Annotated in this window: 24 protein-coding genes; 11 read left to right on the top strand and 13 right to left on the bottom strand. The window is 52.3% G+C overall.

The genetic code is table 11. From position 1 onward, the window contains the following. Positions 1-4 precede the first annotated feature (4 nt). Both FH755_RS04170 and FH755_RS04165 read left to right on the top strand, forming a co-directional pair. Positions 5-1,645, top strand: a complete 1,641-nt coding sequence (locus FH755_RS04170; protein ID WP_292438952.1) for an acetolactate synthase large subunit — start codon at positions 5-7, stop codon at positions 1,643-1,645. An 11-nt stretch (positions 1,646-1,656) separates the two neighbouring features. Next, the gene (locus FH755_RS04165) at positions 1,657-3,108 is read left to right on the top strand and encodes an aldehyde dehydrogenase family protein (protein ID WP_292438950.1); all 1,452 of its coding nucleotides are present in this window, start codon (positions 1,657-1,659) and stop codon (positions 3,106-3,108) included. Between the two features lie 52 nt (positions 3,109-3,160). Here FH755_RS04165 and FH755_RS04160 read toward each other — a convergent pair whose 3' ends face one another. Further along, positions 3,161-4,039, bottom strand: a complete 879-nt coding sequence (locus FH755_RS04160) for an alpha/beta hydrolase (protein ID WP_292438948.1) — start codon at positions 4,037-4,039, stop codon at positions 3,161-3,163. 124 nt (positions 4,040-4,163) lie between these two features. On the opposite strand from FH755_RS04160, the gene FH755_RS04155 reads away from it, so the two are divergent. Continuing rightward, positions 4,164-5,288 carry a WG repeat-containing protein gene (locus tag FH755_RS04155; protein ID WP_292438946.1) on the top strand — a complete coding sequence of 375 codons (1,125 nt, stop codon included), beginning with the start codon at positions 4,164-4,166 and terminating at the stop codon, positions 5,286-5,288. Here the strand turns inward: FH755_RS04155 and FH755_RS04150 are convergent. From FH755_RS04150 to FH755_RS04130, 5 genes are all read right to left on the bottom strand, one after another. After that, the gene (locus tag FH755_RS04150; RefSeq protein WP_292438944.1) at positions 5,270-6,190 is read right to left on the bottom strand and encodes a mechanosensitive ion channel family protein; all 921 of its coding nucleotides are present in this window, start codon (positions 6,188-6,190) and stop codon (positions 5,270-5,272) included. The two genes, FH755_RS04155 and FH755_RS04150, sit on opposite strands and share 19 nt — an antisense overlap. A gap of 195 nt (positions 6,191-6,385) precedes the next feature. Further along, positions 6,386-7,399, bottom strand: coding sequence for a sigma-54 dependent transcriptional regulator (locus tag FH755_RS04145; RefSeq protein WP_292438942.1), 1,014 nt, complete (start codon positions 7,397-7,399; stop codon positions 6,386-6,388). Between the two features lie 83 nt (positions 7,400-7,482). After that, positions 7,483-8,127, bottom strand: coding sequence for a hypothetical protein (locus tag FH755_RS04140; RefSeq protein WP_292438940.1), 645 nt, complete (start codon positions 8,125-8,127; stop codon positions 7,483-7,485). 154 nt (positions 8,128-8,281) lie between these two features. Beyond that, the gene (gene tpx / locus FH755_RS04135) at positions 8,282-8,776 is read right to left on the bottom strand and encodes a thiol peroxidase (protein WP_292438939.1); all 495 of its coding nucleotides are present in this window, start codon (positions 8,774-8,776) and stop codon (positions 8,282-8,284) included. A gap of 77 nt (positions 8,777-8,853) precedes the next feature. After that, entirely contained in the window at positions 8,854-9,279 is a 426-nt protein-coding gene (locus FH755_RS04130) for a hypothetical protein (protein ID WP_292438937.1), read from the bottom strand. Positions 9,280-9,439: 160 nt separating this feature from the next. Between FH755_RS04130 and FH755_RS04125 the strand changes: the two genes are divergently transcribed. The 4 genes from FH755_RS04125 to FH755_RS04110 are packed head-to-tail and all read left to right on the top strand — an operon-like array spanning position 9,440 to position 13,486. Further along, the gene (locus tag FH755_RS04125; protein ID WP_292438935.1) at positions 9,440-10,393 is read left to right on the top strand and encodes a mitochondrial fission ELM1 family protein; all 954 of its coding nucleotides are present in this window, start codon (positions 9,440-9,442) and stop codon (positions 10,391-10,393) included. A gap of 2 nt (positions 10,394-10,395) precedes the next feature. Continuing rightward, positions 10,396-11,520, top strand: a complete 1,125-nt coding sequence (locus FH755_RS04120) for a glycosyltransferase family 4 protein (protein ID WP_292438933.1) — start codon at positions 10,396-10,398, stop codon at positions 11,518-11,520. After that, complete coding sequence (locus tag FH755_RS04115) at positions 11,517-12,536, top strand: glycosyltransferase (protein WP_292438931.1); 1,020 nt, start codon at positions 11,517-11,519, stop codon at positions 12,534-12,536. The genes FH755_RS04120 and FH755_RS04115 overlap by 4 nt, the downstream gene beginning before the upstream one ends. Next, positions 12,530-13,486 (top strand): glycosyltransferase family 9 protein, encoded by a 957-nt coding sequence (locus FH755_RS04110; RefSeq protein ID WP_292438929.1) that lies wholly within the window; start codon positions 12,530-12,532, stop codon positions 13,484-13,486. Before FH755_RS04115 ends, FH755_RS04110 begins: the two co-directional genes overlap by 7 nt. Here the strand turns inward: FH755_RS04110 and FH755_RS04105 are convergent. Then, complete coding sequence (locus FH755_RS04105; protein ID WP_292438927.1) at positions 13,377-14,612, bottom strand: O-antigen ligase family protein; 1,236 nt, start codon at positions 14,610-14,612, stop codon at positions 13,377-13,379. The genes FH755_RS04110 and FH755_RS04105 overlap by 110 nt on opposite strands. 46 nt (positions 14,613-14,658) lie before the next feature. Here FH755_RS04105 and FH755_RS04100 point away from each other — a divergent pair, with 46 nt between their 5' ends. After that, on the top strand, positions 14,659-14,877 hold the full coding sequence (locus FH755_RS04100; protein ID WP_292438926.1) for a hypothetical protein: 219 nt from the start codon (positions 14,659-14,661) through the stop codon (positions 14,875-14,877). A gap of 75 nt (positions 14,878-14,952) precedes the next feature. Here the strand turns inward: FH755_RS04100 and FH755_RS04095 are convergent, their stop codons facing one another. The 3 genes from FH755_RS04095 to FH755_RS04085 all read right to left on the bottom strand — a co-directional run bounded on the left by FH755_RS04095 (position 14,953) and on the right by FH755_RS04085 (position 17,782). Next, entirely contained in the window at positions 14,953-16,296 is a 1,344-nt protein-coding gene (locus FH755_RS04095) for a TolC family outer membrane protein (protein WP_292438924.1), read from the bottom strand. 16 nt (positions 16,297-16,312) lie between these two features. Next, positions 16,313-16,858, bottom strand: coding sequence for an OmpA family protein (locus FH755_RS04090; protein ID WP_292438922.1), 546 nt, complete (start codon positions 16,856-16,858; stop codon positions 16,313-16,315). A 393-nt stretch (positions 16,859-17,251) separates the two neighbouring features. Further along, positions 17,252-17,782: a glutathione peroxidase gene (locus FH755_RS04085; protein ID WP_292438920.1), complete on the bottom strand. Its 531-nt coding sequence runs from the start codon at positions 17,780-17,782 to the stop codon at positions 17,252-17,254. A 216-nt stretch (positions 17,783-17,998) separates the two neighbouring features. Here FH755_RS04085 and FH755_RS04080 point away from each other — a divergent pair, with 216 nt between their 5' ends. Beyond that, entirely contained in the window at positions 17,999-18,457 is a 459-nt protein-coding gene (locus FH755_RS04080) for a BLUF domain-containing protein (protein ID WP_292438918.1), read from the top strand. On the opposite strand, the gene FH755_RS04075 is transcribed toward FH755_RS04080, so the two are convergent. Further along, a complete protein-coding gene (locus FH755_RS04075) occupies positions 18,454-19,224 on the bottom strand; it encodes an EAL domain-containing protein (protein ID WP_292438916.1) in 771 nt (256 codons plus the stop codon). The two genes, FH755_RS04080 and FH755_RS04075, sit on opposite strands and share 4 nt — an antisense overlap. A 302-nt stretch (positions 19,225-19,526) precedes the next feature. Between FH755_RS04075 and FH755_RS04070 the strand changes: the two genes are divergently transcribed. Continuing rightward, the gene (locus tag FH755_RS04070; protein ID WP_292438914.1) at positions 19,527-20,090 is read left to right on the top strand and encodes an SCO family protein; all 564 of its coding nucleotides are present in this window, start codon (positions 19,527-19,529) and stop codon (positions 20,088-20,090) included. Then, positions 20,083-21,645: a methyl-accepting chemotaxis protein gene (locus tag FH755_RS04065; protein ID WP_292438912.1), complete on the top strand. Its 1,563-nt coding sequence runs from the start codon at positions 20,083-20,085 to the stop codon at positions 21,643-21,645. The genes FH755_RS04070 and FH755_RS04065 overlap by 8 nt, the downstream gene beginning before the upstream one ends. 258 nt (positions 21,646-21,903) lie before the next feature. On the opposite strand, the gene FH755_RS04060 is transcribed toward FH755_RS04065, so the two are convergent. Beyond that, positions 21,904-22,347 (bottom strand): phage holin family protein, encoded by a 444-nt coding sequence (locus FH755_RS04060; RefSeq protein ID WP_292438910.1) that lies wholly within the window; start codon positions 22,345-22,347, stop codon positions 21,904-21,906. Between the two features lie 11 nt (positions 22,348-22,358). Then, positions 22,359-22,661: a hypothetical protein gene (locus tag FH755_RS04055; RefSeq protein ID WP_292438908.1), complete on the bottom strand. Its 303-nt coding sequence runs from the start codon at positions 22,659-22,661 to the stop codon at positions 22,359-22,361. Positions 22,662-22,711: the final 50 nt, after the last annotated feature.

The raw sequence follows: 22,711 nt of genomic DNA, 5'->3' as shown, positions 1-22,711 counted from the left end.
CATCATGAAAACATCTGACCTGCTCGTCAAAGCGCTGGAAAACGAAGGGGTCGAGTATATTTTCGGAATACCGGGCGAAGAGAATCTGGACTTTGTCGATTCGCTGCAGCACTCATCGATAGAACTGATTATTACCCGACACGAACAGGGCGCCGGCTTCATGGCCGCCAATTACGGCCGGCTAACCGGCAAGCCCGGTGTCTGTCTGTCCACACTGGGTCCCGGAGCGACCAATATGGTGACGCCAGCCGCCTATGCCCAGCTTGGTGGCATGCCGATGTTGATCATTACCGGCCAGAAACCCATCAAAGCCAGTAAACAGGCGCTGTTCCAGATTGTCGATGTGGTCAATATGATGCGGCCCATCACCAAGTTCACCAAGCAGGTGGTGCATGGCAATACCGTCGCCGCTGTTGTGCGCGAAGCCTTTCGGGTGGCGGTGGAAGAACGACCGGGCGCGGTCCATATCGAGTTGCCGGAGGATATTGCCGCCGAAGAAGCTCACGAGCGCATTTACACCGTGGAAACCATCCGTCGGCCCGATGCCGATAACCGTACCATTCAGCATGCGCTGAAAATGATTGAAGAAGCATCGATGCCATTGTTACTGATTGGTGCTGGTGCCAACCGTAAGCGCGCCAGTGTGGCGCTGACCAAATTCGTCGAGCATACCGGCATTCCGTTTTTTAATACCCAGCTCGGTAAAGGGGTTATCGACGAGCGGCATGACAGTTACCTGGGCACGGCAGCGCTGTCAGAGTCGGATTTTCTGCATTGCGCCATTGAACGTGCCGATCTGATTATCAATGTCGGCCATGATGAAGTTGAGAAGCCGCCCTTTTTTATGAAAGACGGCGGTGCCCAGGTGATTCACATCAACTTCCACGCGGCGGAAATCGATCCGGTTTATTTCCCGCAACTGGATGTGGTCGGTGATATCGCCACTTCGATCAACCGTCTGCGGGCCGGACTGACACCACAGCCGCACTGGGACTTTGCCTACTATTACCGGGTCAAACAGGAAGTCCGTGAACGGCTTTCCAAATACAGCGATGATGAGCGTTTCCCCATTCTGCCGCAGGCCGCCGTGCAAATCATCAGAGAAGCGATGGGAGAGGAAGATATCCTGGCGCTGGATAACGGCGTTTACAAAATCTGGTTTGCCCGCAATTACCCCAGTTATTACTACAACTCCATTCTGCTTGATAATGCCCTAGCAACCATGGGCGCCGGCCTGCCGACCGCGATGACAGCCAAATTGCTGCACCCTGAGCAACGGGTCATGGCTGTTTGCGGTGATGGCGGCTTTATGATGAACTCCCAGGAAATGGAAACCGCGGTGCGGCTGGGACTGGATCTCGTGGTGCTGATTTTCAACGACAATGCTTATGGCATGGTGCGTTGGAAACAGGAAGGGATGGGCTTCAAAAATTACGGTCTGAGCTTTAATAATCCGGATTTTGTTAAATATGCTGAGAGCTATGGCGCGACCGGACATCGTCCCGCCAGTTATACCGAATTTGCCAAGGTGCTCGATTTCGCTCTCAATTCAAAGGGTGTTCACCTGATTGACCTGGCCGTCGACTATTCGCTGAATTACTCAATTCTAAGCGAGGGATTGAAACAAAAAATCTGCATTCTATAAGGAGAGCCCAAATGAGCAACATACCCCACTTCCCGTTGATGATCGCTGGACTTTCCAAATCTGATGCTGATAAAGCGGAAGTTTATTCACCTTACAATGATCAACTTATCGGTACCGTCGATCAGGCTAACCAGGCTGATATTGACCAGGCGCTGGACACGGCTTACGGCCTGTTTCGCGACCGCAGTAAATGGCTGTCGACCGTCGAGCGCATCGAAATACTGGAAAAAGCCATCGCGATGATGAAAGACCAGGCCGAACTGCTGGCTGTCGGCGCGGCTGAGGAAGGCGGTAAGCCTCTGGCGGATTCCAATGTAGAAATGGCCCGTTGTATCGACAGCCTGCGCGCCTGTGTCGATGTACTCAGAAACGATGCGCCTGCCACTGTCCCTATGGGTATCAACCCGGCATCTCAACATCGCCTGACCATGATGCGCAAGGAACCTATCGGTGTTGTGGTGGCGATCAGCGCATTCAATCATCCGCTGAACCTGATTGCTCATCAGGTAGGCCCGGCCATTGCCAGTGGTTGTCCGGTGATCGTCAAGCCGGCCGAAAAAACACCGCTGTCCTGTTACCGCCTGGTGGAAATTTTTCACCGTGCCGGACTGCCGCCGGAATGGTGCCAGGCATTACTGACCCAGGATCATCATCTGGCGGAATACCTCGCCACCGATTCCCGGGTCGCGTTTCTAAGCTTTATCGGCAGCGCCAGAGTAGGCTGGCACCTGCGCTCGAAACTGGCACCCGGTGCCCGATGTGCGCTGGAACATGGCGGCGTGGCGCCGGTGATTGTCGCTGAAGATGCCAATCTTGATACGGCACTACCGGGTTTGGCCAAAGGCAGCTTTTACCATGCCGGCCAGGTCTGTGTCTCGGTTCAGCGCATTTATGCCGAGCGCAGTGTTGCCCGCGAGCTGGCTGAAAAGCTGGCCGACGCCGCCGATAAGATGACAGTCGGCGATCCGCTGTCAGACAAAACCGATGTCGGCCCGATTATTAATAAAAGCGAACTGAACCGGATTGCGTCCTGGGTTCAGGAAGCGGTGGATAAAGGCGGCGAACTACTCTGTGGTGGTCAGACCCTGCCCTTCAACTGCTATGCACCGACTGTGCTATTCGACCCACCGGCCACAGCGAAAGTCTCTAATGAAGAAGTATTCGGCCCGGTAGTCTGCGTCTACCCGGTGGATGATATTGAACAAGCCATCAATAAAGCCAACGGTCTAGAGTTTGCCTTCCAGGCCTCGGTGTACAGCCGCAATATCGACACAGCGATGCTGGCTGCAGACAGACTGGATGCCTCGGCGGTGATGATTAATGAGCACACGGCCTTCCGCGTTGACTGGATGCCGTTTGCCGGACTCAAGCATTCAGGGCTCGGTACCGGCGGCGTGCCCTACACCATGCATGATATGCAGATCGAGAAAATGATTGTGCTGACCTCAAAAGGCATTCATTGAGCCCGTGGGCTAAAGGCTGGTGACCCAGATCGTCACCAGCTTTTGTCTCCAGCTAATGGCGGCTGACGAAGTCTTTAATCACCTGGAGTAATTGCCCTTCACCTCTCAGCGGTTTGGCCAGCTTGGCCACCATCGCTACATGGCCGTAATCATCAAATGCTTCCAGCTGCACATTACCGCCTTTTTCACGAATTTTCGCTGCAAGATTGTAGCTATTTTTGGGTAACACCGTTAAATCGTCTTCGCCGACCAGCAATAACATCGGTGGTTTACCGGCATCAGCATAATGAATTGGCTGACTCCGCCAGCGCTGCGCTTCGGGCCCGAATATGCTTTTCAGGGTTTCGCTTTTTAATGGCAGAAAATCATAAGGCCCGGCCAGTCCGATCATGCCGTTGAATACCGCCGGGCTCAGATCGACTCGCTGGAGGTAACTCGCATCCAGTGTCAATAAGGCGGCAATATGGGCCCCGGCTGAATGGCCCGCCACAAACAGGCGATCATCACTGGCACCATAATCGGCAAGGTGTTGTTTGGCCCAGGCTACGACACTGGCGCCATCTTCGACAAAAGCCGGGAACCGTACCTGTGGATAAACCCGGTAATCAGGAATCACCACATCAAAGCCCTGCGCAGTCAGCGCTTCGGCCACAAATTTATAATCGTTTTTGTTACCCGACTCCCAACTGCCGCCATAGAAAAAAATAATCGTGCTGGCAGGGCCGGTCTGGTCGCGAGCTTTGGCAAGATAAACATCCAGCTTCTGACGCACTGTGTCGCCATAAGCAATATCAGCAATTCGCTGATAACCATTTTCCGGCACCATCGCATTTAGCACCGTCACCGGAGTGCAGGCACTGCTGAGCCAGACCAGACTGGCTGACACCGCGGCTCGCAATGACCATTTACAGCTTAAGCTGGGGATATTCACAACAGAAAAACCTCTTTGGCGACAGTACGTTATTTTGCTAGTTGAATTCGATACAGTCTTTTCCGGTTCACGTGAAATTCACGTAAATCCACACAGACTCGATTCCATCATTCCGGAGGTTTGTATGTATTCCCAACCGCCCCTGTTTACTGCTGTTTTCTTTTGTCTGTTTGCACTGAATCCCGTTTTACCATCAAAAGCTGACCCCGGCGATCTGTTGATTGGCTTTGACTACGATGCCGTCAACAGTTTCAGCCAGGGCGTCGCAGTGATCGTCAAAGTAGAAAAGGGCCGGCCTCAAACAGGACTGATTAACCGCCAGGGTGAGATCCTGTTCGGCCCCGAGCCCAATACCGAAATCCATGACTTTCATGACGGTCTGGCACCCCTCCTGCAGGATATACGCTGGGGCTTTATCAACACCGGGGGTGAGATTGCTATTGAACCCACTTTCACCAAAGTGCTGCATTTCCATGAAGATCTGGCTGCAGCGCTCAAAGACGATCAATGGGGCTATATCGATAAAAAGGGTAACTGGCAGATTCCACCGCAGTTTGCCCAGGCCAATCGTTTCAATCAGGGCATGGCCAGTGTTAATAAAGACGGTTTATGGGGCTTTATCGATAAACAGGGGAGCTGGGTTATTGAACCCCAATACCAGGACGCCCTGATGTTCAGTGAGGGGCTCGCTGCGGTGAAAACGGAACAGGGCTGGGGCTATATCAATGCAGACAACCAGTTTGTCATCAAGGCCCGGTTTGAACGGGCCCAGGATTTTGATAACGGCCTTGCGATCGTCAATCAGGCTGACGATTGGTGGTTTATCAAAGCTGATGGCAATGATCTCAGTAACAAACGCTATGACAAATTACTGCCGTTTAGTGAAGGGCTCGCCGTCATCGTCAAGAACGGCCGTTATGGCTATCTCAACCGTGAGGGTGAAGAAGTAGTCGAACCCTCAATGGATAGTGCCTGGTCATTTAACGACGGTATGGTTCGCATCGAAATGGACGCCAGAGTCGGCTACATCAACCAAGCCGGCAAAATAGTGATACCACCGCAGTTCAAGTGGGGGCATTCCTTTACTGAAGGGCTGGCCGCCGTCACCGTCGATTACTGGAAATATGGTTATATCAACAAAGATGGCGTGATGATTATCAAAGCACAGTTCGATGACGCCCAGCCCTTTCATGACGGTATGGCCCGGGTTCAGTCGCAGGGTCTCTGGGGTTATATTTCCCGTGACTGAGTTGAGGCCGTTTCCAGCATTTTAATATCAAAGGGTTTGCTGGCTTCGCCGAAATAGACAGTGCTGTGCGGAAACGGAATCTCAATATTGCGCTCATCAAATGCCAGTTTGATGCGACGCAAAAACTCACGGCCAACCTTCCACTGCATAATCGGTTTGGTTTTTATCCGGCCCTTGATAATCACCGATGAATCATCCAGCTTATCCACCCCGAAAATCTCCGGGGTTTCAATAATCAGCGTGCCGTATTCCTCCTCTGCCATCATCTCATCGATCACAGCCTGAATGACGGCGGTCACGGTGTCAGTGTTTTCCTTGTAAGCGACACCGATATCAAACACATAGGCCGACCACGCCGTCGTCATATTGCTCAGCGTGGTCACTGTGCCATTGGGAAAGAAGTGAACCGTGCCGGAAAGGTCACGCAACACCGTGGTTCGGAAATTGATCGCTTCCACCAGCCCGCCGGTACCATTGATAATCGCCACATCACCGACCCGGATCTGATTTTCCAGGATCATAAAAAATCCGGAAATCACATCACGGACCAGGTTCTGGGCACCAAAGCCGATTGCTAACCCGGCAATACCGGCGCTGGCGAGAACAGGACCGATTTCCAGACCCACTTCCCGCAGCACCATCAGGAAAATCGTAATCCACAACGCCAGCAGTCCTGCCTGTTTCAATAAACGAATCAGCGTTTCTATTCGCTTTTGTGACTCAGCCGAGGACTCCCCTCTGGCCAGACTGCGTGCCACCAGCCTGGCTTCAAATCGCTGCAAACCGGTTTTGAGTAATTTGCTGATCAGCCAGGCAAACAACAGGATAAAAACCAGTCTCACGCAAAGGGTAATGACCTCGACCCAGCTGATAGTTTCAATAAATTGTTTTAACACATCCATGACAGTGTCCTTATTGAACGCGCCCCAATATCAACAGAAAAGCCGTTGGGGCTTGAGCCCGGAAACAGACAGAAAAATCAGGATCAGCAACAGTGCCGATAATTGAGCGTTAACGCCGCTTTGCTATAACAGCGACAGAACAGAATAAGGCGGGTTCCCGCAAGGCGGCTTGCAGTGCCTGTGAATCAGAGGCCGTCATTTTCCCTGCTGCAGCCAGCGGTATAGCGTCCTACGGCCAATACCAAGAATCTCAGCCGCACGCTGTTTGTTATCATTCACTTCGCTTAAAACCATTTTGAGGTAACGGCTTTGTAATTCATGCATGGTTGGCATCCCGGAGCCTGTGAGCAAAGCCTGTTCATCTGCATGTGCAGAAACAGGCGTCTGGCTTTGACGTATTCCGGGCAACAAATGTGCGGTTTCAATCTGGTCGCTGTCGCAAAAGGCCACGGCGCGTTCTATCAGGTTCTGCAGTTCACGGACATTGCCGGGAAAATGGTAGTCCAGCAGCAGCTGACGGGCTTCTTCACTGAGTCCCAATACCGGTTTGTCTTGCTCCCGACAGTATGTGTCGAGAAAATTCCGCGCCAATAACAGTTTGTCATCTCCGCGCTCCCTGAGAGCGGGAATCTGAATCTGAAAAGTGTCGAGTCGATAGAACAGGTCTTTACGAAACTCGCCACGGGCGATTTTTTTTCTGAGGTTGTCATGGGTGGCGGCGATGATTCTGACATTAACATGATCTTCCTGATTGCGCCCCACCGGTCTGACCGCACCATCCTGCAAGGCTCTCAGCAACTTCGCCTGCAGTGAGATTGGCATATCGCTGATTTCATCCAGAAAAAGACTGCCGCCATTGGCCTGCTGAAGCATCCCAGGACGAGCCTCACTGGCGCCGGTAAAAGCGCCGCGGGTATGGCCGAAGAACTCGGCTTCCAGTAACTCACCGGGAATCCCCGCGCAGTTTACAACCACAAACGGGCCTTCAGCCCGTTCACTCTGCTGGTGCAGCGCCTGGGCGACCAGTTCCTTACCGGTGCCGCTTTCACCGGAAATCATTACCGGCCCCTGAGCCTTGGCCACGACCTCAATCTGTTCGAACAATGCCTGCATGGCAGGACTTTGTCCCAACATGCCGAAACGACCGGCAAAATGTTCGGCGAGATGAGGTTCTGTCTGGCTTGATAGATGTGTGATGTTGGATGTCATGTTGAGCCCTGTCCTTATGAGTCAAACTGACACAGTAGCTGACCAGTGTGAGTGGAGAGGGTTCCGAATAAACAGAGGATGATTCAGTGAAACAACATGGATTTAACCATGCCGTTGATGATTTTGGCGGCATTCTCATCGCGGGTACCGCGGAAGGTAGACACCAGCAGCTTGGCTTCGTTGAATGCGGTATCAATATCTTCGCGAAACAGCTGATTAAACCGATTGACGCCCATGATATAAACAGCGCCGGGCGTAGCGGTCTTTTCAATGATTTCCTGCTCGGCTTCACCATGTCGGCGGGTGATAAAACTCCCCAGCAACTGACTGTAGAGCGGAATGCCCATCATGAACGTGAGCAGCTTGTTAACCTCACGCGGATTACGATCCTGCCAGTACTGTGCATAAGCAGAAATCCGCCGGAACCGTGGCCAGTCAACACCCTCCAGCTGTGATACCGGCCCGGATGGCTGGCTGCCGTGAAAAATCACTTCAATATCCTGACAGAAGGCATGAAAATCCGGTAGCGCTGCCTCGCTGAGTGTGTCGGAAACCAGTGCGATATCGGCTTCCAACTCCTCTAATGCCGGCAGCGGCGAGTCATACAGTTCCACTTTGGCATGTAATTGCTGCTGTTTTTCATCACGCCAGAAACGCAGCGCCTTGGCCTGCGGATGAAACTCGGCGAGCACGGCGACAGATGAAAACAGGCTGGCATGTTCAGTCATAAGTTCTTTTTATCGCATCTACTACCTTAAATTCAATGACAGAGAACATGAGCAGTGAATTCCACAACAGACAACGTAGACAATCTTCAGGTGACGGCCACAAAAAAGCCCCGTCATGCGGGGCTTTTGAGTTCCGGCAGGGGGGGAAAGCCGTTTAGCCCAGAGCAGCCAGGGCTTTATCGTAGTCAGGCTCATCGGCAATTTCCGCCACCTGCTCGGTATAAATCACTTTGCCGGATTCATCAATAATCACCACGGCACGTGAGCACAGTTCTGCCAGTGGCCCTTCCTGCATTTTCAGACCGTAATCTTCAGCAAAGCTGGAACGGAAAGCCGAAGCCGCGATGACGTTATCCAGGCCTTCGGCACCACAGAAACGATCCAGGGCAAAAGGCAGGTCCTTGGAAACGCAGACTACCGTAGTGTTATCCAGCGATGAGGCCTTACTGTTAAATTGGCGTACCGAGTTGGCACAGGTCGGTGTATCCACGGACGGGAAGACGTTCAGTACTACCCGACCGGACAGATCCGAGGAATTCAGATCGGACAAATCGGTTTTGGTCAGGGTAAAAGCCGGCGCCTGACTGCCTACTGCGGGCAGTTCGCCGACGGTTTTGAATGGATTACCTTTCAGGGTAACTGTAGCCATAAGAATTTCCTCCTGATTAAATTATTGTGCGGATGAGACTTACATTCCGTCAGCTGACTGTCAACAGCAGAAGTCTGTCATTGGTAATAGCGGCTTTCCAGATGTTCGCTGAGATGGCGGTAAACCCGGTTGGCATCGGCGAGATTACGCTTGGCAATGCTGACCCGCTTATCCTCAATCATGGCGATCATCGCGATAACACCGATGATGCTGGAGAGCAGCCCGGCGAACCCACCCAACTGCCAGGCAACATAAACCGCAAAAGCAATCAGCATCAGAATTTGCATCACCATCCACTGTGAAGACAGCTTCTCCTTGCGGCAAGTGATCGTTTTGCGCTGCCATAGCCGCAACAGTTCTTCCAGCTCCTCATGACTGAGGGTTGTCAGTTTGTTGTAATATTCACTGCCGATTAATTCATCATTATGATTGCGTGAGGCCAGATGAATGTCTTCGGCCATCTCCCTGAGCGCGGAATAAGTGTCTTCGTCGCGTTCGATCATGTATTTCCCTGAGATTATTCCTGTCCTTACTATGACCGAGAGTCGATGCAGCAAACAGGGACAAATTTCCTGAACTTGCGCGCCAGCCTGTTTCATAAAACCTTAATAGTAGCGGCCTATAGTGCACCTGACGCTCAACAAAGCCACAGGTGCCAAACCAATGAATGCAGCAGTACCCCCTGTCATCATCTGGCGACTCACGGACGCTAAACCGGGACATCAAAGTCAAACCCAGGGCCTGGTCAATGCGCTTGAACGCCGCCTGCCTTGCGAGAGCTTTGATATTCCGGTGTCGGGCCGCCTGCAACCCATCTTCAGCTGGTTAAGTGCCACCTGGCACGCTGGTCGCGACTTGCCAATGCCCGACCTTATCATTGGTGCCGGCCACCGCACGCACCTGCATATGCTGGCAGCGCAGAAGGTCTACGGTGGCCAGACCGTAGTGATGATGCAACCCAGCCTGCCACTGAAGCTGTTTGATTTATGCCTGATACCGGCTCATGACCAGTATCGCGGCAATGGCAACTTTCTAGAAACCCGTGGCGTACTCAATCCTCTGCGACCTGAGGGGCCGCATCACGAAGACCAGTCTTTGATCATGATCGGTGGCCCTTCAAAGCATTGCAACTGGGATGGCAACAGCCTGCTGTCACAGATATCACAGCTGTGTAAACATAATCCGACGGTCAATTATTGCCTGACAACATCGAGACGAACCCCCGCTGACTTTATCCCTGCTGTCAGACAGCTGAGACTGGCGAATCTGCGTGTGGCGCCATTTGCTGAGACCGGGCCGGGCTGGGTCGCGGCACAACTTGCTCAGTCCTACAGTGCCTGGATTACCGAAGATTCCACCTCAATGGTCTATGAAGCCCTGACCGCCCGCAATGCCGTCGGTATTCTGAATATGCCGCTGAAACGGGAGAACCGGGTCTCACGCGGCGTTAATCAGTTGATGGCTGACAATATGGTGACTCGGTTTGACGCTTTGGGGAATTACAAAAAAGCGCTTCGTCCTGTTGCCGGTTTTACCGAAGCAGACCGCTGTGCCGACTGGCTGATGAAACGCTGGTTGCAGACAGAACCGGTTCTGCACACCCAGCTTGCGGTGTAGCGATGACTCAGAAACTCAATATCATTCAGGTGTTGCCGGCTCTGGAATCAGGCGGAGTCGAGCGCGGCACACTCGAAGTTGCCCGTTATCTGGTCGAAAAGGGACACCGTTCCATCGTCATTTCTGCCGGTGGCAGGTTAGTTGAACAACTACTGGATGAAGGCAGTGAGCATTTGCAGTGGCCTGTCGGAAGCAAGTCTTTACTGACCCTGAAATATATACCAGGGATGAGGCAATTCATTCAGGATAATCAAATCGACATTCTTCATGTGCGCTCTCGCTTCCCTGCCTGGATCTGCTATCTGGCCTGGAAAACTCTGCCCGCCGAACAGCGCCCGCGGCTGATCACCACTGTACACGGACAATACTCGGTCAGCCCTTACAGCCGCATTATGACCCGTGGCGAACGAGTGATTGTGGTGTCGGAAATGATCCGTGACTATGTGTTGAAGCACTACCCTGTAGATCGCAAACGACTGTGTCTCAATTATCGGGGTGTCGACCCGGCCCGTTATTACCACGGCTACCAGCCTGACAGCCGCTGGCTGCAAGACTGGTATCAAAGTTATCCACAAACCCGGGGCAAAAAGCTGCTGACGCTGCCAGGTCGGCTCAGTCGCTGGAAAGGCCAGCTGGATTTTGTCGAGGCTATCGCCGAAATAAGGCGTCACCACACCGATGTCCACGGCCTCATTGTCGGTGATACCCAAGCCGGTAAAAGCGGTTTTCAGCGAGAAATTGAACAGCGGATTCAACAACGGGGTCTGCAACAACATATCACGCTGACTGGTCACCGCAGTGATATCCGTGAAGTGATGGCTATCTCGGCTATTGTGATGTCTTTATCGCAACAGCCGGAAGCTTTTGGCAGAACCACGCTCGAAGCCCTGAGTCTCGGAGTTCCGGTAATTGCCTATGATCACGGCGGCGTAGCGGAACAGATGAAGGCCATTCTGCCGCAGGGTCTAATCGCCAACGGTGACCAGCGTCAGCTGATCACTCGCTCTCTGGCCTGGCTGCAAACAAAGCCACAGGTTCCGTCTCAGCATCCGTTTCAACTACAAACCATGCTGGAGAATACGCTGGCCGTTTATCAGGATGCACTGTCAGCGCCTGCTCCGGTATGAAAGTCGCCCAGTTATTACTCAGTCACGGCAACGGCGGGCTGGAAAAACATGTCAGAGAACTGTCTGTAGAACTATTCAAGGCAGGGCATGAAGTCGCTGTTATTGGCCACCAGCAATTCCTGACCGGTTTGCCGGCCGGTATTTCACGCTACCCTGTTGCAACCGGGCTGAGCCGGCTAAACCCGCTTTTGCATTTGTCCGTTCTCAGGGCCCTACGTCAGTTTCAGCCGCTGCTTATTCATGCCCAGGCCAATAAAGCCGCCTCGGTACTGAGCCACCTACAGCATTTCCTCCCCGCTGCCACGGTGGGTACCCTGCACAATATCAAACGCCGGACCCGGGCATTTCAGCGATTGAATCATGTTATTACGGTCAGCCAGCAATTGGCCGCGCCCTTTGCTCCGGGCCGTCACAGCGTTATCTACAACGGGACCGCCAACGCTTTGGTGCCGCCATGCGATCTTTACCGTCAGTTTCAGCTGCCTGCTGACAAACCGGTTTTGATTGCCGCCGGGCGACTGGTAAGCGCAAAAGGCTTTGATATGTTGCTGGATGCCGTCGATGGCCTGCCGCTCACGCTATTACTGGTTGGCGACGGACCGGCGCATGACTGCTTATCGAGCCGTATCTCGCAAATGGCATCGACCACTGAGGTCAGGCTGCTGGGCCACCGTACTGATTTGGCGACGCTGATGGCCGCCGCTGACGGTGTTTTAATCAGTTCCCGACGTGAAGGTTTCTCTTATGTGTTCAGCGAAGCCCTGATGCTCGGCTGCAGGATTCTGTCCACGGATGTGCCGGTGGCTAATGAAGTGCTGCCGGCCGAGCTGCTGGTCGACGTTGATGACGCCCCTGCCTTCCGGAAAAAACTGATTGATCTGCTGGCTTTACCCGACAGCTGGTCGGCACTGATGTCAGCTCCGCGCCATCAAGCCCTCAGCGTAATGAGCCTTGAGGCGATGCGCGATCAGACACTCGCGACCTATCATGCACTACTGGCCAGACAGCCATGCTGAAAAAAACTGATAAAGTCCTGATCATCAAACACGGCGCGCTGGGGGATCTAATTCAAAGCGATGGCGTACTTCGTGATATTCGTGAGCATTTCAGTGACAGTGAAATCAGCCTGCTGACCTCTCCCGCCTATGCCGCTCTGATGCGACGCTGTCCGCACATTGATCGGGTATTAACTGATCCCCGTGCTTCCTGGTGGCAGTGGCATCAGCAACGACAAATGTTAGCTGCACTGGCTCAGGAAGGCTTCAGTCGGATTATCGACTTACAGAATTCTGATCGTACCCGTCTTTATCAACACTGGGGATTAAAAAATCAGCACTGGATTAGCCGCGGCCAGGGACCTGAGCCCGAATCCGGCCTAAAAGGGCAGGTTGCTCTGCTGAAACAAACCGGCATTCCGGTCGAGCACGCCTTTTACCCCGATGTCAGCTGGATGAGCGCCAACGTCGCCCACCTGTTGCCGGATGGCTTGGGTCAGTCACCTTTTGTGGCTTTGATTCCCGGCTGCTCTGCCGCCCACCCGGAAAAGCGCTGGCCCTATTATCCTCAACTGGCTTACGCGCTGATTGCCCATGGTTTTGAAGTTGTGAATATCCTCGGCCCGGATGAAATGGAGCTGGCCGATGACTTGCCCGGCTTCACTCCCGCACTGGAACATGGCCTGCTAAATTGGTTTGAACTGGCTGGCCTGTTACAAAAAGCCAGTTTTGTCATTGGCAATGATACCGGTCCCAGCCATCTGGCTTCATGTCTGGGACGGCCAGGGCTGGCTTTATTTGGTGGTGAAACCTCGGTGGCCCGGGCTGAAATCCGCCGGGGTGAATTCCGCGCGCTGAAGGTTAATGATCTGCTTCAGTTATCGGTCGAGACGGTAATGGCAGCGGTCTTGCCGCGACTGCCAGCACCCAACCTACGCCCAGCCAGACCAGTGCCGCTATCCAGTTACTGAATACACTGACGCCGCCCGATAGCGGCCAGAAACTCACTGTCAGAACCACAAAACTGAGCGCCGCATGAGTCCAGCAACGCTGGCGAAGGGGCACGATCAGTGCCTGTCGATAAATGGCGCCCAGCATCAGCACAAATAGGACCAGACCCAAAAGGCCGGTTTCAGCCCCCAGCTCCAGGTAGAGATTATGCGGATGCGTGCAGCTCAATCCCTGGCCGGCGAACACACCCAGCTGCTCACAGGCAGACGGGTAGGTATGAAGCCCGCTGCCCAGCCAGAAATCCTGCTGCCAGACTTGCCAGGCACCAGCAAACACCCTGCCATAATCAGAACTGCTGAATGCCGCCAGTTTGTCAGCAATGCTCAATACACTCCGGGCTGTAGTCTGTGGCTGTGTTTGCATCAACAGCAGCGCGATCATGCTCATCAGCAACAGGCCCGTGCTCAGCATGCCCCGACGCGCCGGGAAGGCTGTCCACAAGGCCGGCAGCAGCACCAGTCCGCCAGCGCTGTACAGCATCAGTGCCATGCGTTCACCGGTGATGAACATCAATACCAGCCCGATGAACCAGACGGATAAACACGCAAATAAGCTGTAACGTGCACTAAAATTCCAGATAAGCAGGAAAAATATAGCGATATACCAGACTCTGAGCATCAATGTGCCCGGCACCGGGTTTCGAAACGGCCCGGTCAGCCGGTCTGCTGAAAATGCTTCTATACCAAACCAGTCGACGCCAAAAACATACTGCCAGGCGATATCGGCCGCCACCAGCATGCTGGTGACGAGCAGGCCTTTCAGAAACCATCGCTGCCGGTCGCGTGTTGCCAATAACCACCCGGCCAATGCCGCAGCGAACAGTGGCCAGCGCAGAAAAAACAGGGCATAGGAGAGACTTTCCCCGGCGGCCAGGCTGAATGGCGCATTGAGAAGAGACAGATAAGCGGTAAATAACAATGCCAGTCTGAACCAGGTCTGATTGAGCCATTGCCAGTCCTGCAGCCGATAGCTTCGATACAGAAAAGCCAGGACCACCAGCACGATGGTGACATCAGCCAATGCTCTCGAGAACAGTAACAAGCCTGGTAGCAGGCAGAGCCATAGGTAGGTGGGCCTTGTCAGCACTATTGATAACCCTGTAAAAAAGCGTCGTTTAATCTAGCAGTGGCAGATGACAGAAAAATTAATAACGGAAAACTTAACGGGGCTCAATTTGCAACTGCCGCCAGAGAAAGGCATGGCTTTATGGCCACCGAAGATGATGGCATCGACTTTAGTCACGTCAAGAACCCGGCCACAAAACCTGCTGGATGCCAAAATGAGTGGACTGGTGAGGACAAGACCAGTAGCCCCGAACAAACAACTTCATCAGGCTGTTGATGCAGATTGAACAGCCGTACATCATCAATAAAAAAGCCCCGCCATTTTTCGATGGCGGGGCTTTAATTGTTAAGCTTCTAGACGCTTACTCGGCCGGCTCAGGACTGGCGACAGTAATCGCTTCTTCAGGGGCTTCCAGTTCCAGTTGCTCAAGCAGTTTGCCCATAGTTTCCGCCAGCCAGTAGCAGGCATAGAGATGATCATAATAGGTATTGGTGTAATCTGCACTGGCTGTCAGCACTTCATTTTCGGTGTCCAGCAGATCCAGCAGGGTGCGCTGTCCCAGATTGAATTGCTCCTGGTAGGCTTCGCGGGTCATTAATGCTGAGTCCATCCGTTGTTTAAGCACCGGCAATTGATGCGACAGATTATCCAGAGAATTCCATGCCAGGCGGACATCACGTTCGATATCACGAATAGCAATATTGGCTTCTTCACGTGCCTGCTGGCTTAAAAAGCCGGTTTCTTCCAGCCGTGCCATATCTGCGCCGCCGTTGAGCAGGTTGTAACGCAGACGAGCCATGGCCAGAATTTCTTTTTCATGGCCTTTTTCACCGTCAAGATTATTGTCCGCCCGTGTGCTCAGTTCAAGATCGACACGGGGATGAAAAGGCGCTTCGGCACCTTGCTCCTGTGCCAGAGCGGCTTCATGCTGAGCCATGGCAGAACGCAATGCCGGATGCTGATGATAGGCAATCGCCAATGCTTCATCCAACGTGGCAGGGGCCTTATCGCAACAATCCAGGCCGGGATCGGTAGGCGCTTCTGGCATATTACCAACAACGCGGTTGTAATTACTCAGCGCATCTTCAAGGTTGCCCTTGTTTGAGGTCAGATTAGCCTGTGACAATGCCAGACGACCTTTGGTCTGCTCCAGATCGGCACTGTTACCGACACCACTATCAAAGCGCTGTTCAATCTGCGAATAAATTCGCTCATGGCTTTCCAGATTGGCCTCGGTCAGCTTCAGCAGATCCTGTCTGCGCAGAACATCCAGATAAACCTGAACTGCACGTAGCGAGGTGCTCTCCGCGGTATCAAACACACTGTAGCCGGCAGATTCCGCCTGAGACTGGGTTTGCTCTACTGCACTTTTGGTTGCAAAGCCGTCATAAAGCATTTGTGAGGCAGAAATACCTGCTTCACCGCGAGTCAGATGACGATGGCCGGGGGCGGTTGAGTTATTCTCTGCCCGCTCACGTCCGATGCCCAGGTTCAAATCAACCTGCGGGTAGTAACCGGCCCGCGCCTGATCGATGGTTTTATCAACACTGCGGCGGAAGTTGGCTTCAGCCAGTACGTTGGGATTACTTCTAATTGTTTTATCAACCGCTTCGGTCAGGCTTTGCGCTGAGGCGGACTGCGCCATCATCAATGTCGCACCCATGATAGAAGCCGTTAATGTCAGCAGCTTAAATTTATGTACCATTGCTAAACTCCGTCAATCAGCGTGCGTTGATTTCGACGCGACGATTTCTTAGTTCGACCGTATCATCCGGCGTCGCGACCAACAAGCGATATTCGCCTTCTGCAGAGATGCGGATATTTTCCGCAGGGACGCCGTAGGCAATCAGATCCTGTCGGACTTTTTGTGAACGCCGCAGCGACAGCGCCTCGTTGTAGGCGTTGGAGGCTGAGGTATCAGTATGACCACTAATCACAATTTCACTGAATTCACGATCAAGAATTTCCTGGTAAATCTCTCTGGATTCCACTTTGGACTCTTCAGTGAACTCGGTTTTATCCAACAGGAAGAAAAGCTTGGCAGAAAAAGGTTCCGGCGCGGTAACCAGTTCAGGTGTTTCCGGAATCTGCATCGGCGGAACATTACAGAAGGGTGATTGACCGTCACTGAGTTGAAATGGTGCTTCCACAGATTCACGTAAATCCGATCTTTCTCTGTCAGGACCCACTGTGTTGTGGATGGGACTGCACCCCGCCGCCACCAGCGCGGCAAGCAGTGGCAGACACAAACGGCATAAATTAATCATCCTGATGCCTCTCCGTGTAAACGGTGTTGAAAAATAGCCAAGAAACAAGGCCGGACGCAGTATACCGCAGCCTGTCTGACCGATGCATGCCTGTCGGGGGGAAAGTCGGCCTGAAAGCCGATTGGTGCGTCACTTCCGTCATCATCCATTTCTCCCTGAAATGCCGACTCACTTGTGTGAATTACTTTGTAACTGAAGTATCGATGGTTATTAAACGCAAGTCAACTCAATATCGCTTACTTTACAGCTGTTTAGCGTCCATTTATCAAACAGCTTGTCAGCCGCAGTCAGGATCTGTTTCAGCCAGCAAAGTACCTGCGCTTATTAAACACTAACAGCCACAAAATGTGAATAGCATCACATTTTGTGGCTGAAGGTTGACGGGCAGGCGCTTTAAAGCATCTCTTCAATAGCCTGGGTCAGGGCTTCGTCATCAGGTTCGACCCGGCTACCGAAGTGCTTCACAACCTTACCTTGCGGGCTGATCAGATATTTATTGAAATTCCAGCCCGGCGCTTCACTCTGGCGATTGATTTCGCGAAACACCGGATTGGCGCGCTGCCCTTTGACATAGCTTGGCGCTATCATGGTGAAAGTCACGCCGAAGTTCTCACGGCAGACCCGGGCCGCCTCTTCTTCCGTTTTGGCCTCCTGATTGAAATCATTGCTGGCAAACCCCACCACCATCAGATTCTTACCCTTGTAAGTCTGATGCAGGGCTTCCAGTCCTTCAAACTGGCGGGTGAACCCACAGTGACTGGCCGTGTTCACAATCAACAGCGGCTTGCCACTGGCAATCTCGCAGAGGTTGACCGTGTCATTGGCGTGCAGCCGGGGCAGATCATAATTAAGAAAGGCCGGACATTCACTGGCCCATAGCGGCGGGGACAGAAGTGACAATATAAAAATGAGGATAGCGCGCATGCTGAACTCCTGTTATTCGGGTTTGTACCTGTTTGATATTAATGGTTCCGAATCAAATATTTGTGATGACGACAATTGCTGAGTCCCTTGCTCATAACCGTGGATGGTGCGTGTCAAAGTATTTTGATATCTTGTGGATAAACTTTGACGAGAGCATGGCTTTGTTCAGATCAGTCCTGCTTGTCGCTCTTGTTGAAACATCAACGGTGATGACTTATGAGCCAGACCATACACAAAATCATGTACTCAAGTTCGGCCGTGGACTTGTTCAGCGCTGAAGCGTTGGATCAGCTGATGCTGAAGTCCCGTCATAAAAACGCCCATTTCGGCGTGACCGGCTGCCTGATTTATCATGACGGCAATATCATTCAGTACTTGGAAGGCAGCAAAGCTTCCGTTGATTTTATCTATGGCAGCATCGTCAGGGACAGCCGCCATCATGATATCCATCTTTTATGTAATGATCAGGTCGATAAACGCGCTTTCCGGGACTGGAGCATGGCTTTACGTTACATTCCGGAAAACCGTCTGCGTGACTATCGTACCGTCTATGATCTGTTTGAAGATATGATGGAAACTGACACCATTGCGCATTTGTGTCGTGAGGCGCGGGTCTTTTTTGAAACCTTTCTCGATGTCAGCCGACTACGCACCGGCAATATGCACCTGAGTTAGTCCAGCCCCAGATTGCTAAAGTCGACAGCCGGCAATGCTTCAAAGGCCGGCTTGGCAAACAGAAAACCCTGGAATAGAGAAACATTCATCTGTTCCAGCACGCTCAACTCTTCAACGGTTTCCACCCCTTCACAAATAATCCTGATACCTACCTTATGGGCAAAACCAATAACCGAGCTCACGAGGTGCTGACGGGTCTCATCCTTGTCGATATTCCGAATCAGGTTCATATCCAGTTTGACGATATTAGGCTGCCAGTCTGAAATCAGATTCAACCCTGAAAATCCGGCACCAAAATCATCAATTGCGGTGATGAAACCTTTCTGATTGTAATAAGCGAAAATATTTTTCAGGTGCTGGCGGTCTTCAATACGCTCTGACTCGGTTACCTCGAACATGATCTTGTTGATGGGGAAACCATATTCTTCACAGGCATTCAGCGTGGTTCTGATGCAGGTCTCGGGGCGATACACCGCATTGGGGAAGAAATTAATCGACAGCACGCTGTCCAGTTCCAGCTCAACCGCGGTTTTGATCGCTTTGACCCGGATAGCCTGATCAAAATAATAACGATTGTTATCGTTCAGCTTATCAAGAATAAAGCCGGCAGGCTCCTGGTTCGGGCCTCTTACCAACGCCTCATAGCCAAAAATATTTTTTTCTTGAATGTCGACAATCGGCTGGAATGCCATAGAGAAATCAATTTCCGAGCCGTTCGTATCCAGGCACTGACTGCACCCAGCCGGCAATGATGAAAATTCTGACATATAGAAACCTGTTGCTTGACTTAAATTGAGTATAACAAGGTATGGCACATAAGCCTCAAGATCCGAGTGCAGGATAGAAGCTTAATGGCCTATCTTCACCCTCTGCACCGCTATTGATTTTATTTACCGCTCAGCAACTTAGCTTTTCTTATCTCCTCACGGCAATTTCACTTACGCACAACTAAAGTGCACGATACATTTTTTAACAAATGCGAAAACTAAAGGCGAATTTCGCAGCTTGAGAGGCAACAAATACAAGCCATGCAGAAAAAAATTCACTGTTACCGGGCTCGATGATGCCGGTGAATAGATCCTCTCTACTGGGCGGTCTGCTGCTTTCAGCACTCAGTCTGTCTGCAGCCTTCGCTTCCATCGCCTATTCAGACAGGCTCAATCATTATTTCACCGACTTCCACGGCTATTCACACCGCATTGATCTCAATCTGCCCGGGATGCCGGCAGCAGCTAATGATATTCATTTGATCCTGCCAGCTTTCAGTAACTGCAGCGATACCTGTCCGGCAAATCTGATGCTGACAAGGGAAGTACTTGATCGTACACAGCAAGCAGTGAGACTCGTCATCCTGTCAATCCAGCCCGAGCAGGACGCATCAGGGCTGCTGGTCCGTTACGCTGCCGTCACCGGGCAACAGCCGGCGCTATTGGACAAACAACACCCGGCCAGCTGGTCCTTACTGGCCCGGAGCGAGCAAATTCAGCAGTCGGGTGACCGGCAACCACAACATGCCGGCCATCTGTATCTTTATCATCCAGCGTCCAGAACACTGCTGACCTACCCCGCTCCTGATGCTGAAGACATTATCCGTGACATCAAGCAATTCAAGACAGGAACCCAGCATGGCTAAACTGACGACCGAACTGTTCCGGGCCGATATAGAACAACGTCAGCATGATGATCTCAAGATCAGTGACCGGCTGGTTCTGCTGATCCTCTTGGCTCACCTGCCTTTTATTTACTGGATCGTCCCAGCCGGACTGGGTACCCACTTTCTGGGCGGCATCCCGGCAACACTGGCCATACTGGCGAGCTGGTTCGCCTACAAAACAATGCCGGGCACCCTGCTGTCACGGTCCGTGATGACCGTCAGCCTGATGCTGATGTCGATGATTCTCATCATGCAGCAGTTCGGCCGGCTGGAAATGCATTTTCATATCTTTGTAGCGCTGGCATTTGTCATCATCTGGCGGGATTACCGGATGGTGTTACTCGCGGCATCACTGATCGCCGCACATCATGCCATTGCTGTGCCCTTACAGACTGGCGGCGCCCAGTTGGGCAACATGCCATTTATGGTCTACGGCCAGAGTTGTAACTGGGAGACCTTTTTTATTCATGCTGCCTTCGTGATTATCGAGGCCGGTGTGCTGATGTATTTCTGTCTTCGCATGTACCGTCAGTTCATGCTCTCGAGCCAGGTGATGGCGGCAATGCAATATGCTGCCGAGCAGCGTGATCTGACCATCGAGTTCTCAGATATTACGACCACTAACACCGGTGACCGGGCTTTTATCGGCTCACTGAAACATTTTTATGACCTTATCAACGATACCATGAATCATTTCAAACAGGCCGGTAGCAGCCTGGGTAACTATGCCAGCAAGGGTGTCGAAGTCGCGGAATTGAATTTCGCAGCGCTGGAAGAACAGAACCAGCGCATTGAATCCGTCGCCACGGCAACGGAAGAAATGAGTCAGAGCATCGGTGAAGTCACCAGTAACACGGCCAAAGCCTCGTCGTTGTCCTCTGATACCCGCGAGATTCTGCAAAATGCCGAGCAGCATGCCGGACAGAGCGTCAGTGAAGTCAGTCAGCTGATCAGCAAACTGGATAGTGTGGAAGCCACTTTCAACAGCCTCAACAGCGATATTGCCTCGATCAATGCCGCGATTGAACTGATTACCGAAATTTCCAACCAAACCAGCCTGTTATCATTAAATGCTACCATCGAAGCTGCCAGGGCAGGTGAGCACGGCCGTGGTTTTTCGGTGGTGGCAGAAGAAGTCAGACAGCTGGCCGGTAAAAGTAAGCAGGCGACGGAATCCATCATGAACACAGCCGAACAGATCGATGCCTCGGTCAAACTTGTCATTAGCGAAATCGGTGCCTGCCATGACACCGGTAAAGGCGCAATAGACAGTGTCAACCGAAGCAGTCATACCATGCGTGAGGCTGCGGAACGATCAGTAGCGATCAACAGACTCAATCAGCAGATCGCTGAGATGATGGAAGAACAAAGTGTCGTCGCAGCCCAAATCAGCCAGACCATGCACGAGCTGTTTGACACTAACAGCGCGATGATTGCGACTATTGAAGAATCTGTCAGCCAGAGTCGGCAGACGCAATCACTGGCCACCGACTTGCTGGGTCGGGCTAATCAGTTCAATACGCTAATAAGTTAAGCCTCAGGCATAAAAAACCCGGCCTGGCGGCCGGGTTTTCCGTCACTGCATGCGATCACTCAGCGTTGACCCTAAAGCATGATGACTGAGAGCTGAAATGCCAGACTGTCTCATCAGCCTGCATATCCCTGCTCAATTAAAGATTGAGGAAAACTTTAATATTCGCTGAGAAATTCATGCTAAAGCCTGTTTTTCCCCACCGACACGGTGTCTTTCCTCGCTCCGGTCAGGATTTTTCTGAATCCCTTCCAAACCGCATCAACCTTTGTCGGACTGACTCTGGCTGAATGACTTCAATAAAGCCCGGGCTTCATCGCTGTAGCCCACGACCACACCGGCCACCAGCGTTGTGACCAGTGAGGTGCCGGGATGCTTTTTAATGAAGTCGGCCAGTGCCGGGTTATCCAGGCACTGGGTCAGCGCCTCCACTTCATCAGCCGGTCGCTCCGCTGACCTGCTGCTTGCCGGATGTGACGGCTTGTTAATCAGAATAGCCACACCCGTCACTAACAGACCCAGCGCCAGATAGCTGCCGGCAGTGATCAGCGCTGCCAGAGAACTGGGGAAATGTTCTGCCAGCACCAGAAACACCGCCATACCGACAAATCCGAGGGCCAGAAACCCGATCATCATTGTCAGGGTAATCGCTATCGTGCTGAGTTGAAGTCGGGATCGCCAGCTCATGCGCGTTTTTGCAGTCATGCTGTCAGATCCTATCTGTCCAGAATTTTACCAATCAGCAATCCGATGCCAAAGGCAACGGCCACACTGCTGAAAGGATGGTTTTCTACCCCTTCCTGAGCCTGATAAGCAGCATTGCGTGCCTGCTCTCTGGCTTGATCAGCCGTGTCGCGGGCTTGCTGTCTGGCCTGATCCGCAGTCTGACGCAATCTGCTTTGACCCTCATTAACGTAATCTTCAGACAATTTTTTCATCGTCTTGGTCAGTTCACTAAAATCACTGCGGAGCGCTTTCATTTGCTCTTGCAGGTCTTGCTCGCTTGATTGAGTTGCCATGAGTAAACCTCCTTGAGTTTTAGGCAAAATTCAGAATGCTGAAGGAATGA

It is taken from the genome of Methylophaga sp. (assembly GCF_009711715.1).
Lineage (GTDB): Bacteria > Pseudomonadota > Gammaproteobacteria > Nitrosococcales > Methylophagaceae > Methylophaga.
The sequence above is the reverse complement of the archived record's forward strand: the minus strand, read 5'-3'. Positions and strand labels throughout refer to the sequence as shown.

Coding starts and splice junctions, on each gene's coding strand:
- FH755_RS04125 (WP_292438935.1), top strand. CDS start 9,440: ATGAATGCAGCAGTACCCCCTGTCATCATCTGGCGACTCACGGACGCT.
- FH755_RS04170 (WP_292438952.1), top strand. CDS start 5: ATGAAAACATCTGACCTGCTCGTCAAAGCGCTGGAAAACGAAGGGGTC.
- FH755_RS04150 (WP_292438944.1), bottom strand. CDS start 6,190: ATGGATGTGTTAAAACAATTTATTGAAACTATCAGCTGGGTCGAGGTC.
- FH755_RS04080 (WP_292438918.1), top strand. CDS start 17,999: ATGAGCCAGACCATACACAAAATCATGTACTCAAGTTCGGCCGTGGAC.
- FH755_RS04055 (WP_292438908.1), bottom strand. CDS start 22,661: ATGGCAACTCAATCAAGCGAGCAAGACCTGCAAGAGCAAATGAAAGCG.
- FH755_RS04095 (WP_292438924.1), bottom strand. CDS start 16,296: ATGGTACATAAATTTAAGCTGCTGACATTAACGGCTTCTATCATGGGT.
- FH755_RS04115 (WP_292438931.1), top strand. CDS start 11,517: ATGAAAGTCGCCCAGTTATTACTCAGTCACGGCAACGGCGGGCTGGAA.
- FH755_RS04075 (WP_292438916.1), bottom strand. CDS start 19,224: ATGTCAGAATTTTCATCATTGCCGGCTGGGTGCAGTCAGTGCCTGGAT.
- tpx (WP_292438939.1), bottom strand. CDS start 8,776: ATGGCTACAGTTACCCTGAAAGGTAATCCATTCAAAACCGTCGGCGAA.
- FH755_RS04155 (WP_292438946.1), top strand. CDS start 4,164: ATGTATTCCCAACCGCCCCTGTTTACTGCTGTTTTCTTTTGTCTGTTT.
- FH755_RS04110 (WP_292438929.1), top strand. CDS start 12,530: ATGCTGAAAAAAACTGATAAAGTCCTGATCATCAAACACGGCGCGCTG.
- FH755_RS04065 (WP_292438912.1), top strand. CDS start 20,083: ATGGCTAAACTGACGACCGAACTGTTCCGGGCCGATATAGAACAACGT.
- FH755_RS04060 (WP_292438910.1), bottom strand. CDS start 22,347: ATGACTGCAAAAACGCGCATGAGCTGGCGATCCCGACTTCAACTCAGC.
- FH755_RS04090 (WP_292438922.1), bottom strand. CDS start 16,858: ATGATTAATTTATGCCGTTTGTGTCTGCCACTGCTTGCCGCGCTGGTG.
- FH755_RS04120 (WP_292438933.1), top strand. CDS start 10,396: ATGACTCAGAAACTCAATATCATTCAGGTGTTGCCGGCTCTGGAATCA.
- FH755_RS04085 (WP_292438920.1), bottom strand. CDS start 17,782: ATGCGCGCTATCCTCATTTTTATATTGTCACTTCTGTCCCCGCCGCTA.
- FH755_RS04165 (WP_292438950.1), top strand. CDS start 1,657: ATGAGCAACATACCCCACTTCCCGTTGATGATCGCTGGACTTTCCAAA.
- FH755_RS04140 (WP_292438940.1), bottom strand. CDS start 8,127: ATGACTGAACATGCCAGCCTGTTTTCATCTGTCGCCGTGCTCGCCGAG.
- FH755_RS04100 (WP_292438926.1), top strand. CDS start 14,659: ATGACAGAAAAATTAATAACGGAAAACTTAACGGGGCTCAATTTGCAA.
- FH755_RS04130 (WP_292438937.1), bottom strand. CDS start 9,279: ATGATCGAACGCGACGAAGACACTTATTCCGCGCTCAGGGAGATGGCC.
- FH755_RS04145 (WP_292438942.1), bottom strand. CDS start 7,399: ATGACATCCAACATCACACATCTATCAAGCCAGACAGAACCTCATCTC.